We start from the raw sequence: 13,903 nt of genomic DNA on the forward strand, positions 1-13,903 counted from the left end.
GAGGTCACGCGGGCGCACGGCACCGCCGGTTCCGCGGCCGAGGAGCGCCAGCGACGAGCGGCGCGGAACCGAGCTTGCGAGGTCACGCGGGCGCACGGCACCGCCGGTTCCGCGGCCGAGGAGCGCCAGCGACGAGCGGCGCGGAACCGAGCTTGCGAGGTCACGCGGGCGCACGGCACCGCCGGTTCCGCGGCCGAGGAGCGCCGGCGACGGAGCCGAGCGGGCGACCGCCGGTGAGGGGGCGACCGCGTGAGCGAGACCGGCGGGAGCATGCCCAGGGGCTCGGTTGCGCGCACGGCACGACTGGCGTCGCTGCCGCTCGGCGCCGCCGGCCGGGCCACGCTCGGGATCGGCAAGCGGCTCTCGGGCCGGCCCGCCGACGCGGTCACCGCCGAGCTGCAGCAGCGGACCGCCGAGCAGCTGTTCGCCGTCCTCGGTCAGCTCAAGGGCGGGGCGATGAAGCTCGGCCAGACCCTCTCGGTGTTCGAGGCCGCGGTCCCCGAGGAGGTGGCCGCGCCCTACCGCGAGGCGCTGGTGAAGCTGCAGGAGGAGGCACCGCCGATGGCGGCCCGCACCGTGCACGCGGTGCTGGCTCAGCAGCTCGGGGGCAGGTGGCGGGAGCGTTTCCGCCACTTCGACGACGCCCCCGCGGCGGCGGCCAGCATCGGGCAGGTGCACCGCGCCACCTGGCGGGACGGGCGCGACGTCGCGGTCAAGATCCAGTACCCCGGGGCGGCGACCGCCCTGATGGCGGACCTCAACCAGCTCTCCCGCTTCGCGCGGCTGTTCGCCGCCCTGTTCCCCGGGATGGACGTCAAGCCGCTGATCGCCGAGCTCAAGGCCCGGGTGGTCGAGGAGCTCGACTACGGCCTGGAGGCCGACGCGCAGCGCGCCTTCGCCGCTGCCTACGTCGACGACCCGGAGATCGTCGTCCCCCGGGTGGTGGCGAGCGCGCCGAAGGTGATCGTGTCGGAGTGGCTCGAGGGGACGCCGCTGTCCCGGATCATCGCCTCCGGCACCCGCGAGCAGCGAGACCGCGCCGGCCACCTGATGGCCGTGCTGCACTTCTCCGGCCCGCAGCGCGCCGGGCTGCTGCACGCCGACCCGCACCCGGGCAACTTCCGGCTGCTCGACGACGGCCGGCTCGGCGTCATCGACTTCGGCGCGACCGCCCGCCTGCCCGACGGGCACCCCGAGCCGATCGGCCGGCTGGTCCGCTGGGCCCTCGAGGGCCGCGCCGCCGACGTCCTGGCCGACCTGCGCACCGAGGGCTTCGTGCTCCCGGGTGTCGAGGTCGACGCGCAGGCGGTCCTGGACTACCTCCGCCCCCTCCTGGAACCGATCGAGGGGCCGTACTTCCACTTCACCCGTGCCTGGATGCAGGAACAGGCCGCCCGCATCGCCGATCCGCGCAGCGAGGCCAACCGGCTGGGCCGGATGCTCAACCTCCCGCCGGCCTACCTGCTCATCCACCGGGTGACGATCGGCTCGATCGGGGTGCTCTGCCAGCTCGACTGCGCGGGCAACTACCGCGGCGTGCTCGAGGAGTGGATGCCGGGCTTCACCGGCTGAGGGCCCGGTCAGGGGTCCAGCCGCGCCTCTAGGTGGCGGACGCGGTCCCGGGCGCAGGCGGGGCACAGAGCGGTGAGCGGTCCGTGCGCCCGCGCGGCGGTCGACCCGGTCGGCCGCGGCGGGGTGCTCATCGACCAGCCCGTCGCGACGTCGGCCGGGGTGCCGGTCCGGCCGCACGCGGCGCAGACCAGGTGCTCGGGGTCCACGCCCCCAGCGTGCCCGCGGGCACGCGGTCTGCACAGGGGGCGGCCGGGGCCGGACGCACCGGGAGCGTCCGGACCCGGCCGCGGTCGGGCGGAGGCCGGTCGCCTCCGCGGGGGTGCCGCCGTCAGCGGACGGCGGCGCTGGCCCGCGCGGCGCGCCGCGTCGCGTACTCGGCGCGACGGGCCCAGCGGCGGGCGGCGCGCAGCCGGCGGGCGCGCGCGGCGGTGTCGGCCTCGGCGCGTAGTTCGCGCAGCCGGTCAACGGCCAGGTCGTACTCGTAGCTGTTCACTGCTGGTCCTCGGTCCTCTCGTGTGGCCCCGTCCCGGGCACCGCCCCGAGCGTGCGAGGGGTGCGGAGGACGGGGTCCTCTCTCATGCGACGGCGACCTTGCGCGGGCGTCCGCGGGGGCGCTTGCGTGGGATCACCACGCCCCGCTCGAAGATCTCCCCGCCCCAGACCCCCCACGGCTCGCCGCGGTCCAGCGCGCCCGCGAGGCAGGCGTCACGGACCGGGCAGGACGCGCAGAGCGTCTTGGCCTGCTCCAGTTGCGCCGGGCTCTCGGCGAACCACAGGTCGGGGTCGTTCCGGCACGGCAGGGGGCGCCGCACCGGAGCCGGCGCGGCGGGCGCCGCCGGCCGTCGGGGAAGGGCACCGCCGGTCCGGGGGAGCCCGGGTCGGCGGTGGGTCGTCAGGCGGTCGATCGTCTGCTGCACTGCCGCTCCTCCTCGTACTCGTCGTTCGCAGCCGGCGGGGGCCCGCCGACCGGAGTCGGGGCCGGGTGCCGCGGAGAAAGACAGAGGCCGCGGATCCCGGGGTTCGGGTTCCGCGGCCTCGAGGAGGACCGGTCGAGCGCTAGCTCAGCGGTCTCCCCGGGGAGTGGATCCCGAGGGGGGTGGTGCCGTCGTGCTGGGTGTTCGGCGTACGGACGCCGGTGGTGCCGAAGGCATCGGCCACGCGGGTCGCACGGGTGGCGTCGAAGCCACCGGTGGTGGGCGCGATACCGAACCCGGGCGTGCCGGCGACCGGAGCGCCGAACACCGCGGTCTGCGGGAGACGGGTGGCGACGGCGCTGGTCAGGGGCAGGGCGCGCAGGCGCAGAGCGACGGGCCGGCCGCCGCAGGCGGCCGGACGCACGACGAGGCGACCCGGGCCGGAGACCCCGGCGGGGGCGCTGGACCACATGGTGCTGATCATCGTGTCCCCTCCTCCCGGGGTCGCAGTGCGGCTGTCAGGCCGGACCGTGGCTTGGTGCGGCTCGGGGCGGTACCCCGAGCGCGAGATGGACAGTAGGGGGCCGCCGCAGAGGCGGTCAACGCAATTAGTTCCCCGGTGTGGCGGTGACCCGGGACACCCGTCGGCCAGAGCAGACGGTGAGCGGTCAGGGGCTGACGGTGGCGAGCACGTCCTGGCCGTAGAGCTCCAGCTTGCGGGCGCCGATGCCAGGCAGCGCCCCGAGCTCCCGCAGGGTGGTCGGCCGGCTCTCGGCGATGGCCTGCAGGGTCGCGTCGGTGAACACGACGTAGGCCGGCACCGACGCGGACGCCGCCGCCTCGCTGCGCCACGCCCGCAACCGCTCGAACAGCTCGCCCGCGGCGCCCTCGAGCACCACCTTGGCGCGCTTCTGCCGGCGCGGTGCCGGCGCCGCCGTCGGGGCCGACTCCGGCACCAATCCGGTGAGGAAGCGGCTGCGCGGTCGCGAGCGCCGGCCACCGGGGTTGCGGGCCAGCGACCACGACAGGGTCAGGTGCTCGCGGGCGCGGGTCACGGCCACGTACAGCAGCCGCCGCTCCTCCTCGACCGCCTCGGGCCGGGACAGCGACTGCGCGATGGGGACGACGCCGTCGACCAGGCCGACGACGAAGACGACGTCCCACTCCAGGCCCTTGGCCGCGTGCATCGACGCCAGGGTGACGCCCTGGACCGTCGGGGCGTGCTGCGCGTCGGCCCGCGCCGCCAGGTGCGCGACGAAGCCGGCGAGGTCCAGCGTGGGGGTCTCGGCCACCAGGTCGACGGCGAGGTCGACCAGCGCGGCGAGGGACTGCCACCGGTCGCGCGCGGCACCGCCGGGCGGCGGCCGGTGCTCCACCCAGCCGGTGGAGGCGAGCACGTCGCGCACCGTGGGCACCAGCGCGCCGGGCTCCGAGCCACCTGCCGCGGCGCCGCGCAGCAGGAGGACCGCCTCGCGCACCTCCGGCCGCTCGAAGAAGCGCTCCCCGCCCTTGAGCACGTACGGGACGCCCGCGTCGGTCAGCGCGTTCTCGTAGACCTCGGATTGGGCGTTGATGCGGAACAGCACCGCGATCTCCGACGCCGGCGTCCCGGCCTCGATGAACGCCCGGCAGGCCTGGGCGACGGCCGCGGCCTCCGTCGGCTCGTCGGGGTGCTCGAAGAACCGTGGCGCCGGGCCCTCGGCGCGCTGGCCGAGCAACCGCAGCCCGGGCAGCCCCTTGCGTCGCGGCGCCTGCCCGATCAGCTTGTTGGCCAGCGCGACCACCTGCGGGGTCGACCGGTAGTCGCGCTCGAGCTTGACCACCTCGGCGTCGGGATAGCGGTCGGCGAAGCCCAGCAGGTAGTCCGGGTCGGCCCCGGTGAAGGAGTAGATGGTCTGGTTGGGGTCGCCCACGACGCAGACGCTGGCGCGCCCGCCGAGCCAGGCGTCGAGCAGCCGCTGCTGCAGCGGGTTGACGTCCTGGTACTCGTCGACGACGAAGTGCCGGTACTGCCCGCGCACCTCGCGGGCGACCTGGTCGTGCTCCTCGAGGGCGTAGGCGGTGACCAGCAGGAGGTCCTCGAAGTCGAGGACGCCGTCGCGCTGCTTGGCCGACTCGTAGCCGGCGTACACCTGCGCGACCACGGAGGGCTCGAACGGCGGCTCGCGGCCGGCGGCCTGCGCGCGGGCCGGGTAGTCGTCGGGCGTGGCCAGCGTGGTCTTGGCCCACTCGATCTCGCTGGCGAGGTCCCGCAGGCTGGTGCGGTCGGTGGACAGCCGGGAGCGGGAGGCCGCGGAGGCGACCAGCCGCAGCTTGTTCTCGACCAGCCCGGGCATCGGACCGCCGAGCACCCGCGGCGCGAAGTAGCGCAGCTGGCGCATCGCGGCGGCGTGGAAGGTGCGCGCCTGCACCCCGCCCACACCGAGGCCGGCCAGGCGGCCCCGCAGCTCGCCGGCCGCCCGTGCGGTGAACGTCACTGCCAGGACCTGCTCGGGCACGAACGCGCCGGTGTGGACGCCGTAGGCGATGCGGTGGGTGATGGTGCGCGTCTTGCCGGTGCCGGCACCGGCGAGGATGCAGACCGGCCCGGTCACTGCCTGCGCGGCCGCGCGCTGCTCGTCGTCCAGCTGCGCGAGCACCGCCTCGGCCCCCTGGACGACGGCGGGCGCCCCGGCGGGCTGCGACATCCGGACTCCTCCCCTCGACCGCCTGTCCCGGCGGCCGGCCCCCATCCTCCCAGTCGTCGCCGACGGTCCGGGGAAGCATCCCCAGGGGCGTGGTGTTGGGGACTTCGGTGGCGCGGACACCCCGCTCCACGGACCCGATCGACCAGGAGGACCCCCTCGATGAGCGCAGCCACCGCCGCCGTGACCATGTACACCACCCCGTGGTGCGGCTACTGCGTGCGGCTGAAGAAGATGATGCAGATCGAGGGGATCGACTACGCCGAGGTCGACATCGAGCGCGACCCGGCCGCCGCCGAGATCGTCATGAACGCCAACGGCGGCAACCGCACCGTCCCGACGCTCGTCTTCGCCGACGGCACCGCCCTGACCAACCCGAGCATCGGCCAGGTCAAGGCGCAGCTGGCGGAGGCCGCCAGCGCCTGACGGCGAGTGGTCCCCCCGCGCCGTTGCACCAGCGGGCATGATCGTCGTCCTGAGGGTCGCGACCGCGACCCCTGGACACCCCGGCCGGCCGGCCGGGCCCACGCCCCGCGGGAGGACGCCGTCGTGAGTTTCCGCGTCGAGCACGCCGCCGCCGAGGCCGCCTGCCCGGACGACGCGCTCCCGGTGGAGGGGCCGGCGGTGATGGTGGTCCGCACCGGCCGCGGCTGGTCGGTGCTCTCCCCCGGGCGCGCCGAGGACGTCGCCGACCTCGTCGAGGGCATGTCGCTGGCCGACCTGGTGGCCGAGGAGCTGGGCGCGCTCGTGGAGCCCGACCGCACCGCCCGCCGGGCCGCCCGTGGCGCCAAGGCCGACGTCGACGCCGACGCCGATCCCCGTGACGCCCGCCTCGCCGCGCTGGAGCGGACCGTGTCCCAGCTCGAGCACGCCCTGGCCGCGCGGGTGTCCACGGAGCGGGCGATCGGCGTGCTGGCCGAGCGGAACGGCACGACGCCGCGGCACGCCTTCGAGCTGCTGCGCGGCGACGCCCGCGCCCAGGGCCGGCCGGTCGCCGAGCTCGCCCGCGAGGTCCTCGACGCGCTGGAGAGAGGCGTCGACCCCGGCACCCCCGCGGACGGCGGCCCGGTGCCGGCGGAGGGCCGGTCCTGACCCGTCCGGAACCGCTGACCCCCGCGGCGCTGGGCGACCGGCTGGCCGCGCTGCTCGCCGACCTCGCCCCCGAGCCGGGCGCCGCGGCGCTGCGGGTCGCCGTGGACGGGCCTGACGTCGCGGCACCGACGGAGCTCGCCCACGCCGTGGCCGACCGGCTGCCTGCCCTGGGCCGCCCCGCCGTCGTCGTCCCCGCTGGCGGGTTCCTGCGGCCGGCCTCGCTGCGGCTGGAGCACGGCCGGACCGACCCGGACGCCCGGTACAGCGACTGGCTCGACGCGGGCGCCCTCACCCGGGAGGTGCTGGGCCCGGTCGGCCCCGGCGGTGCCGGCAGCTACCTGCCCGTGCTGTGGGACGTCGCCCGCGACCGCGCCGCCCGCGCCCGGCCGCAGCCGATGCCGGCCGGTGGCGTGCTGCTCGTCCCCGGGTCGCTGCTGCAGGGGCTCGGGCTGGCCTTCGACGTCGTCGTCCACCTGCGGGTCGCCCCGGCCGCCCGGCGGCGGCGCACCCCGGCCGAGCAGGCCTGGGAGCTGCCGGCCTTCGACCGCTACGACGCCGAGGTGGACCCGGTCTCCCTGGCCGACGCCGTCGTGCTGGCCGACTCCCCCGACCACCCCGCCCTCGTCCTGCAAGGACGTCTCGCGTGAACGGACCCGGCCGGGGGCCCTCTCTCAGCCGAGTTCCCCCGCGACCCAGCGGTCGATGATGTGCCGGGCGATGGAGACCGCCGGCGGCAGGACCTGCGGACCGTTCCCCGACCGCAGCTCCTCCCGCGTGAACCAGCGGGCCTCCTCGATCTCGGTGGGGTCCAGCCGGAGCGTGGGGTCGCCGTCGACCCGGGCGGTGAAGCCGAGCATCAGCGACTGCGGGAACGGCCACGGCTGGCTGCTCACGTAGCGGATGTCGGTCACCGCGACGCCGACCTCCTCGGCGACCTCGCGGGCCACGGCCCCCTCCGCGGACTCCCCCGGCTCGACGAACCCGGCGAGGATGGAGAACCGGCCCGGCGGCCAGACCGCCTGCCGGCCGAGGACGCACCGGTCGCCGCCGTCGTGGACGAGCATGATCACCGCGGGGTCGGTGCGCGGGAACAGCTCGGCACCGGTCTGCGGGTCGCGCCGGACCCAGCCGGCCCGTTCCACCGTGGTCTCGGCCCCGGACAGCGGGCTGAAGCGGTGCCGCTCGTGCCACTCCAGGATGCCGATGGCCTGGGCCAGCAGGCCGGCGTCGAGGTCCCCGAGGTCGGCGCCGACCTCGCGCAGCCCGGCCCACGTGTCGACGGGGCGGCCGTCGACGGTCAGCCGCCGGTCCGCCCGCACCGCGGCGTAGGGCACGCCGTCGGCCTCCCCGAGGTAGACCGCCCCGGCGGGCAGCTCGGGTCGCTCGTCCCAGAGGAGCCGGGGGCCGCCCTCCGCCTCCTGCACGGGCACCGCCCGGCGCTCGTCGACGACGAGCACCCGGACCGGACGCCCGCCGGTCGGGTCGGGCAACGACCGCGCCAGGTGGCTGCGGTCGTGCGCCGAGCGGGAGAGCACCGGCATCGCACCGGCGGGAGACGGCCCGCTCTCGGGCCAGGCGACGGCGGCGCGGTCGGCGGGCAGGTCGCCGGCGGGCCGCTCGTCGGGCGCCGGGTTGTCGGCCGGTGTGCTGCCGCCGGCGGGGACGCTCACGGGGTCTCCTCGCTGCCGCTGGTGGGTCGGAGGGACCGTGTGGCTCCGGTCATGCGCTCGGCTCCGGGGTCGCCGCGGCACTGGCCGTGACGTCGACGGGGCCGAGGGTCCGCAGCGGGCCGGCCACCCGTTCGGCGTCGCCGACCACGACCGCGGTCAGAGCTGCCGGCTGCAGGTACCGCTGGGCGGCGGCCCGGACCTCGTCCACGGTGACCTCCGCGAGGGCACGCTGGTGGTCGGCCAGCCAGTTCGGCGGCAGGCCGGCGCCGACCAGCGAGGAGAGCGTGCTGGCCAGCCCGGCGTGGGTCGCGGTGGACAGCGCCATGCTGCCCAGCACGTACCGCCGGGCGCTGTCGAGCTCGTCGGCACCGACCGGGGTCAGCGCGATCCGGCCCAGCTCGTAGTGGATCTCCAGCAGCGCCGGGCCGGTGACCTCCGTGGCGACGTCGACCTCCACCAGGACCGAGGACGCGCCGGCCAGGTGGTCGACCGAGCTGCGCGGGCTGTAGCTGTACCCCCGCCGCTCGCGGATGTTCTCGACCAGCCGGGAGGAGAAGTAGCCGCCGAGGACCATGTTGGCCAGCCGGATGGCGGCGAGGTCCGGGTCGGTGCGGCTCGGCGCGGGGCCGCCCAGGCGGATGTTGGACTGCACCGCGCCGGGCCGGTCGACCACCTCGAGGTGACCGACCGCCAGCTGGGGTGCGGGCGGCGCGGTGACCGCCGTCCCCTCGCCGCTCCAGCCGGCCAGCGCCGTGCCCGCGGCGTCGACCGCCGCGGCGGGGTCCAGGTCGCCGACCAGGACCAGCGTGCTGCCGGCCGGCAGCACGCGTTCGCGGTGCAGCTTGCGCAGGGCGGGGCCGCGCACCGCCGAGACCAGCTCCGGGGGCGGCAGCTGCTCGGCGTAGGGGTGGGTGCCGTAGCGGCGGGCGGCCAGCGCGGTCCGGGCGATCACGCCGGGCTGCGAGCGGGCGATGGAGATGCGCTCGGCGACGCGACCGCGCTCGGCCTCGACCAGGTCGGCCGGGTAGGTGGCGCTGGTCAGGACCTCGGCGAGCACGTCCAGGACCGGGGCCAGGCCCTCGGACAGCAGGGTCGTCGAGAACAGCAACCGGTCGGGGTCGGTGGAGACCAGCAGCTCACCCCCGTGCGCCTGCATCAGCTGGGCGATGCCGGTGGCGTCGTGCCGGGTGGTGCCGAGCAGGACGGCGCCGGCGAGGACCGACGTCCGGGCGGCGTGCGTCGCCGCGGTCCGGGCCGTCGCGGCGGCGAACGGGACCCGCAGCCGCAGTTCGACCAGCGGGACGCCGGGGCGCGGGACGACGACCAGCCGCAGGCCGTTGGGCAGGGTCGTCTCGGTGACCGCCAGCTCCGGCTGGGGGCGGGGCTCACCCAGCGGCGGGACGAGGCCCAGGTCGGGCGCACCGGTCATCGTCGTCCTCCCGTCGCGCGCAGCTCGAGGATCGCGGCGGTGTCGGGGTCCAGCCCGGCGGCCGCGACCTGCAGCTGCTCCGGGGTGACCGCCGACAACCGGGCGGCGAGCTCCCCGGCCAGCTCGGCCCGGCCGTGGATGAGCTCGGCGGAGGCGAAGGCCAGCGTGCGGCCCAGCACCGAGTCCGCCTGGCGCAGCAGCTGCGCCTCCGCCCGGGCCTGCACCCGGGCCAGCTCGTCGCCGCCGACGCCGTCGGTGGCGATCCGCCCGATCTCCTCGTGCACCGCGGCGAGCACCTTCTCCACGGTGACCGACGCCGGGTGGTGCACCTGGGTGGTGAGCAAGGTGGCGTCGCGGACGTCGAAGGGGTCGCCGAACAGGCCCACGTAGCTGTTCTGCGCCACGGCCAGCTGGTCGTCGTGCACCAGCCGGCGCTCCAGGCGCGAGGCATCGCTCTCGCTGAGCAGCTCGGCCAGCAGCACCGTGCCCAGGAACGTGTCGAGGTCGCCGACGGGGTCGGGGACCCGCCAGCCGATCGCCACCGCCGGCGTGGGCGCCAGGCGGTCCTCGACGACGCCGGAGCGGACGGTCGTCGGCGACGGCTCGCCGGTGTACGGCGTCGCGGGGACCTCGCGGGCCTCGATGGGGCCGAACCACCGCCGGACCAGGCGCTCGGTCTCCTCGACGTCGAGGTCCCCGCCCAGGCACAGGACGGCGTTGCCCGGCGCGTAGTAGCGGTGGAAGAAGTCGGTCGCGTCGTCGACGGTCGAGGACTCCAGGTCGACGAAGGAGCCGTAGCCGTCGTGGGTGTTGGCGAAGCTCTCGAAGGCGATCCCCGGCAGCTGCAGCCAGGGGAAGGCGCCGTAGGGCCGGTTGAGCACGTTGACCCGGATCTCCTCCTTCACCACGTCGATCTGGTTGCGGAGGTTCTCCTCGGTGATGGCCGGCGCCGCCATGCGGTCGGCCTCGAGGAACAACGCGCGCTCCAGCGCCTCGGCCGGCAGCGCTTGGTAGTAGTTGGTGTAGTCCTGGTGGGTCGAGCCGTTGAAGGACCCTCCGGCGGCCTGGACGAGGCGGGCGTGCTCCATCTTCGGCACGTTGGCCGAACCCTGGAACATCAGGTGCTCGAAGAGGTGGGCGAATCCGGTGCGGCCCTGGGGCTCGTTGCGCATCCCGACGTCGTAGAAGACGGTCACGGCGACGACCGGCACGCTGCGGTCGGGCGCGAGCACGACCCGCAGCCCGTTCTCCAGTCGGAAGCGCTCCACCGGGTGCCGGAGGGTGAGGTCGGCCCCAGCTGCTGTCACGTGCCGACACTAACCGGGTCCGGGGACGGACCGCCCGTGCGGTTCCGCCTCGGCACCCGGGCGGAGGAGGGGCCGCGATCGGGTGAGCGCCCGTCCGGGAGCCCACAGCCGGGCCCGGCGCGGTGCGGCCGGGCCCGGCGGTGGGGCGGCGCGGGTCAGTCGTCGGACCCGTGCCCCCCACCGGACCGGCCGCGCGAGTCGTCACCGGGACCGTCGTCGGACCCGTGACCCCCACCGATCCGGCCGGTGGAGTCGTCGTACGCGGGCACCCGGGTCGGAGCGGTCGGGGCGGGCGTGGCCGCGGAGTCGTCCCGGCCGCGCCTGCGTCCGGAGTCGTCCCGGCCGCGCCCGCGGCCGGAGTCGTCGGCCCGCGGGCCCTCGACGAAGAACTGCGGCGTCCCGTCGGCACAGGCGACGTGCACCTCCAGCTCCTGGGTGGCGTTCTCGAACTCGACCTGGCCGGGGTCCTGGGAGTCGTCCAGCCACCACCCGGCGGCCGGCGTGCCGCTGAGGGCGACGCCGCCGCCGTCACAGGTGGCCGAGACGACGCCGGCGACGGTCACCTGCTCGCCGGCCGACGGGTCCGCGGGCGCGGACGCCGGGGCGCCGGCGGACGAGGAGGACGACGGGGAGGCGGTGGCCGACGCGGGCTGTGGGGCGGGCGAGGCGTCGGCCCCGCCGACCGAGGCGGCGAGGACGCCGAGGCCGACGGCTGCGGCTGCCGAGGCGGTCCAGAGGGCGCGGGAGGCGCGGGTTCGTGTCATGGACCGACCCTGTCGCCGGCGTGGTCAAGGTCACGCTAAGCCGGGACCAAGGATCCCCCGGGCCTCAGAGCACCTCGACGGCGTCGACGAGCCGGTCGATGACGCCGTACAGCTCGGCGTGGGTGTTGGGGATGGAGACGTAGAGCAGCGCCGGCGCCGGGCGGCCGACGTCGACGAGCAGCAGCGCGGCCCGCTCGCCGGTCGCGTCGTAGCCCGCGACGTCCCAGGTCAGGTCGAACTCGACGAGGTGCGCCTGCGCGCCGTCGACGGTGCGGGCCTCGTCGCGCAGGACGCGCCGCTCGTTGGGCGCCGGGTAGTAGTTGGCCCGCACGCTGTCGGCGACCTGGGTGACGGTGCCCTGCAGGCCCTCCGGGCCGGCGTAGCCGAACCCCGGGGCCAGCGGTCCGGAGGTGCACTGCGCGATGAAGGTACCGCCGCCGGGGGTGAGGTCCTGGGTGGTGAAGAACTGCCCGGCGACCGAGGTGGTCTCGACGACGATCCCGAGGTCGTACTCGTACCAGCCGTCCCCGAGGAACGGGTAGGAGATGCCCGCCGCCTCGTCGATGATCCGGACGGTGCCGGGCGGGAACGTGGGCGCGGCCGCGACCGGCGGGCCGGCGGCGCTCCCCTCGTCGGTGACGACGCCACCGGCGGGCCGGCCCACGAGGAACCCGATCAGGACGACGAGCACCACACCCAGCACCGACAGCCCGACGACCCACCCCGTGCGCCGTCCCCCGGTCGCCGGCGACGGCGGGAGCTCCTCCGGCGGGACGGCGGACGGCGGGACGGACGGCGCTGCGGGCTGCGCCGGTGCGGCCAGCACCCGCACACCGGGGCCGGCCGGCGTGGTGACGTCCGACCAGCTGACCCCGTTCCACCAGCGCACCATCCCGGGGGCGCCGTCGGGGTCGGGGTACCAGCCCGGGGGCGCGCTCCCCTGCCCTGTTGCCGTCACGGCGCCAGCCTAGGACCGCCGTCCGGCCGCACCGGTCACCGACGGGCGCCCGTCCGCACGATCAGCGGGCCGGGAACGGCACGGCCGCCAGCTCGCGCCACAGGTGGGCCGCGGCCTCCGCGCCGCGGTACAGCATCGGCAGCAGCACCCGCTCGTTCGGCGAGTGGATGCGGTCGGTGGGCAGGCCCGCACCGAGGAACAGCAGCGGCGCGCCGAGGACGTCGACCAGGTCGGCCTCGGGGCCGCTGCCGCCCTCGCGGGTGAACAGCACGTCGGCGGCGTCGCGGTCGAACGCCTGCCCGATGGCGGCGAGCAGTGCGGCCATGGCCGGGGAGTCCAGGTCGCTGGCGCACGGGGAGACGCCCCCGGGCGGCGTGTGCACCTCGGCCTCGACGCCCTCGGGCAGGCGCTCCTCGACCCAGGCACGCAGGAGCGGGCCGACGTCCTCCGGGCGCTGGTCGGCGACCAGCCGGAAGGTCAGCTTGGCGTGCGCCTCGGCCGGGATGATCGTCTTGTGGCCGGGGCCGGTGTAGCCGCCCCACATGCCGTTGACCTCGGCCGTGGGGCGAGCGCCGATCCGCTCGAGCGTGCTGAAACCGGCTTCGCCGCTGGCCGTGCGGGACGCCGCGGGCCCGGCCAGCCAGGCCGCCTCGTCGAACGGCACACGGGCCATGAGCTCCCGCTCCCGGTCGGTGAGCGGCCGCACCTTCTCGTAGAACCCGGGCAGCGTCACCCGGCCCTGCTCGTCGTGCAGGGCGGCGAGCAGGGTGGCCATGGCGTGCAGCGGGTTGGGGACGCCGCCGCCGAAGGACCCCGAGTGCAGGTCGACGGCCGGCCCGCGGAGGGTGATCTCGGCGTCGGCCAGCCCGCGCATCGCGACCACGGCGCTGGGCACGTCCGGGGCGGCCATCCCGGTGTCGCTGACCACGACGACGTCGCAGCGCAGCCGGTCGGCGCGCTCCCGGAGCAGGTCGGCGAAGTGCGGGGAGCCGGACTCCTCCTCGCCCTCCACGAGCAGCTTGACGGTGACCGCGGGGGTGTCGCGTCCGGTGGCGGCCAGGTGGGCGCGCATGCCGAGCAGGTGGAAGGCGACGTTGCCCTTGTCGTCGATGGCGCCGCGGGCGTGCAGCTCGGGGCCGTCGGGGCCCTCCACGCGGGTCGGCTCGAACGGCGGGTGCTCCCACAGCTCGACGGGGTCGACCGGCTGGACGTCGTGGTGGCCGTAGACCAGCGCCACCGGTGCGCCCGGGTCGGCCGAGGGCCACTCCGCGTACACGGCCGGCGCCCCGGGCGTCGGCCACACCTCGACGGTCGGGAATCCGGTGCGCCGCAGCGCCTCGGCCAGCCACTCGGCGCTGGCCGCGACGTCGCCGGCGTGCACCGGGTCCGCGGAGATCGAGGGGATGCGCAGCCAGGCGTCGAGATCGGCGTGCAGGTCGTCGAGGTGCGCGGTGACGAAGTCGCGTTCGGGGCTGCTCACGGCCCCGACGCTAGCGCCGGGCGCGGCGGCGCC

15 protein-coding genes are annotated in these 13,903 nt (G+C 76.4%); 4 read left to right on the plus strand and 11 right to left on the minus strand.

What is annotated here, in order from left to right; genetic code table 11:
• Positions 1 to 249: 249 nt before the first annotated feature.
• The gene (locus ACI78Q_RS12880) at positions 250 to 1,572 is read left to right on the plus strand and encodes an ABC1 kinase family protein (protein WP_456923781.1); all 1,323 of its coding nucleotides are present in this window, start codon (positions 250 to 252) and stop codon (positions 1,570 to 1,572) included.
• An 8-nt stretch (positions 1,573 to 1,580) separates the two neighbouring features.
• On the opposite strand, the gene ACI78Q_RS12885 is transcribed toward ACI78Q_RS12880, so the two are convergent.
• From ACI78Q_RS12885 to ACI78Q_RS12905, 5 genes are all read right to left on the minus strand, one after another.
• On the minus strand, positions 1,581 to 1,778 hold the full coding sequence (locus ACI78Q_RS12885; protein WP_456923782.1) for a hypothetical protein: 198 nt from the start codon (positions 1,776 to 1,778) through the stop codon (positions 1,581 to 1,583).
• A gap of 122 nt (positions 1,779 to 1,900) precedes the next feature.
• The gene (locus ACI78Q_RS12890) at positions 1,901 to 2,065 is read right to left on the minus strand and encodes a hypothetical protein (RefSeq protein ID WP_456923783.1); all 165 of its coding nucleotides are present in this window, start codon (positions 2,063 to 2,065) and stop codon (positions 1,901 to 1,903) included.
• Between the two features lie 82 nt (positions 2,066 to 2,147).
• Positions 2,148 to 2,489: a WhiB family transcriptional regulator gene (locus ACI78Q_RS12895; protein ID WP_456923784.1), complete on the minus strand. Its 342-nt coding sequence runs from the start codon at positions 2,487 to 2,489 to the stop codon at positions 2,148 to 2,150.
• Between the two features lie 139 nt (positions 2,490 to 2,628).
• On the minus strand, positions 2,629 to 2,970 hold the full coding sequence (locus ACI78Q_RS12900; protein ID WP_456923785.1) for a hypothetical protein: 342 nt from the start codon (positions 2,968 to 2,970) through the stop codon (positions 2,629 to 2,631).
• A gap of 184 nt (positions 2,971 to 3,154) precedes the next feature.
• The gene (locus ACI78Q_RS12905) at positions 3,155 to 5,173 is read right to left on the minus strand and encodes an ATP-dependent helicase (protein ID WP_456923786.1); all 2,019 of its coding nucleotides are present in this window, start codon (positions 5,171 to 5,173) and stop codon (positions 3,155 to 3,157) included.
• 159 nt (positions 5,174 to 5,332) lie between these two features.
• On the opposite strand from ACI78Q_RS12905, the gene ACI78Q_RS12910 reads away from it, so the two are divergent.
• From ACI78Q_RS12910 to ACI78Q_RS12920, 3 genes are all read left to right on the plus strand, one after another.
• Positions 5,333 to 5,596, plus strand: coding sequence for a mycoredoxin (locus ACI78Q_RS12910; protein WP_456923787.1), 264 nt, complete (start codon positions 5,333 to 5,335; stop codon positions 5,594 to 5,596).
• Between the two features lie 123 nt (positions 5,597 to 5,719).
• Positions 5,720 to 6,262 (plus strand): ANTAR domain-containing protein, encoded by a 543-nt coding sequence (locus ACI78Q_RS12915; protein ID WP_456923788.1) that lies wholly within the window; start codon positions 5,720 to 5,722, stop codon positions 6,260 to 6,262.
• 101 nt (positions 6,263 to 6,363) lie between these two features.
• Positions 6,364 to 6,909, plus strand: a complete 546-nt coding sequence (locus ACI78Q_RS12920; protein ID WP_456923789.1) for a uridine kinase — start codon at positions 6,364 to 6,366, stop codon at positions 6,907 to 6,909.
• A 24-nt stretch (positions 6,910 to 6,933) separates the two neighbouring features.
• Here ACI78Q_RS12920 and nudC read toward each other — a convergent pair whose 3' ends face one another.
• The 6 genes from nudC to ACI78Q_RS12950 all read right to left on the minus strand — a co-directional run bounded on the left by nudC (position 6,934) and on the right by ACI78Q_RS12950 (position 13,870).
• Entirely contained in the window at positions 6,934 to 7,932 is a 999-nt protein-coding gene (gene nudC, locus ACI78Q_RS12925; RefSeq protein WP_456923790.1) for an NAD(+) diphosphatase, read from the minus strand.
• A 49-nt stretch (positions 7,933 to 7,981) separates the two neighbouring features.
• The gene (locus ACI78Q_RS12930) at positions 7,982 to 9,361 is read right to left on the minus strand and encodes a M16 family metallopeptidase (RefSeq protein ID WP_456923791.1); all 1,380 of its coding nucleotides are present in this window, start codon (positions 9,359 to 9,361) and stop codon (positions 7,982 to 7,984) included.
• On the minus strand, positions 9,358 to 10,668 hold the full coding sequence (locus tag ACI78Q_RS12935; RefSeq protein ID WP_456923792.1) for a M16 family metallopeptidase: 1,311 nt from the start codon (positions 10,666 to 10,668) through the stop codon (positions 9,358 to 9,360). The genes ACI78Q_RS12930 and ACI78Q_RS12935 overlap by 4 nt, the downstream gene beginning before the upstream one ends.
• Positions 10,669 to 10,823: 155 nt before the next feature.
• The gene (locus tag ACI78Q_RS12940; protein WP_456923793.1) at positions 10,824 to 11,432 is read right to left on the minus strand and encodes a hypothetical protein; all 609 of its coding nucleotides are present in this window, start codon (positions 11,430 to 11,432) and stop codon (positions 10,824 to 10,826) included.
• Positions 11,433 to 11,496: 64 nt separating this feature from the next.
• Entirely contained in the window at positions 11,497 to 12,390 is an 894-nt protein-coding gene (locus ACI78Q_RS12945; RefSeq protein ID WP_456923794.1) for a DUF2510 domain-containing protein, read from the minus strand.
• A gap of 61 nt (positions 12,391 to 12,451) precedes the next feature.
• Positions 12,452 to 13,870, minus strand: a complete 1,419-nt coding sequence (locus tag ACI78Q_RS12950; RefSeq protein WP_456923795.1) for a M20/M25/M40 family metallo-hydrolase — start codon at positions 13,868 to 13,870, stop codon at positions 12,452 to 12,454.
• Positions 13,871 to 13,903 lie beyond the last annotated feature (33 nt).

This window comes from Geodermatophilus sp. SYSU D00705, from assembly GCF_054050135.1.

What these genes read in the sequence shown, in the direction of transcription:
- ACI78Q_RS12940 (WP_456923793.1), bottom strand. Translation starts at nt 11,432, where the DNA reads ATGACACGAACCCGCGCCTCCCGCGCCCTCTGGACCGCCTCGGCAGCC.
- ACI78Q_RS12930 (WP_456923791.1), bottom strand. Translation starts at nt 9,361, where the DNA reads ATGACCGGTGCGCCCGACCTGGGCCTCGTCCCGCCGCTGGGTGAGCCC.
- ACI78Q_RS12910 (WP_456923787.1), top strand. Translation starts at nt 5,333, where the DNA reads ATGAGCGCAGCCACCGCCGCCGTGACCATGTACACCACCCCGTGGTGC.
- ACI78Q_RS12900 (WP_456923785.1), bottom strand. Translation starts at nt 2,970, where the DNA reads ATGATCAGCACCATGTGGTCCAGCGCCCCCGCCGGGGTCTCCGGCCCG.
- ACI78Q_RS12905 (WP_456923786.1), bottom strand. Translation starts at nt 5,173, where the DNA reads ATGTCGCAGCCCGCCGGGGCGCCCGCCGTCGTCCAGGGGGCCGAGGCG.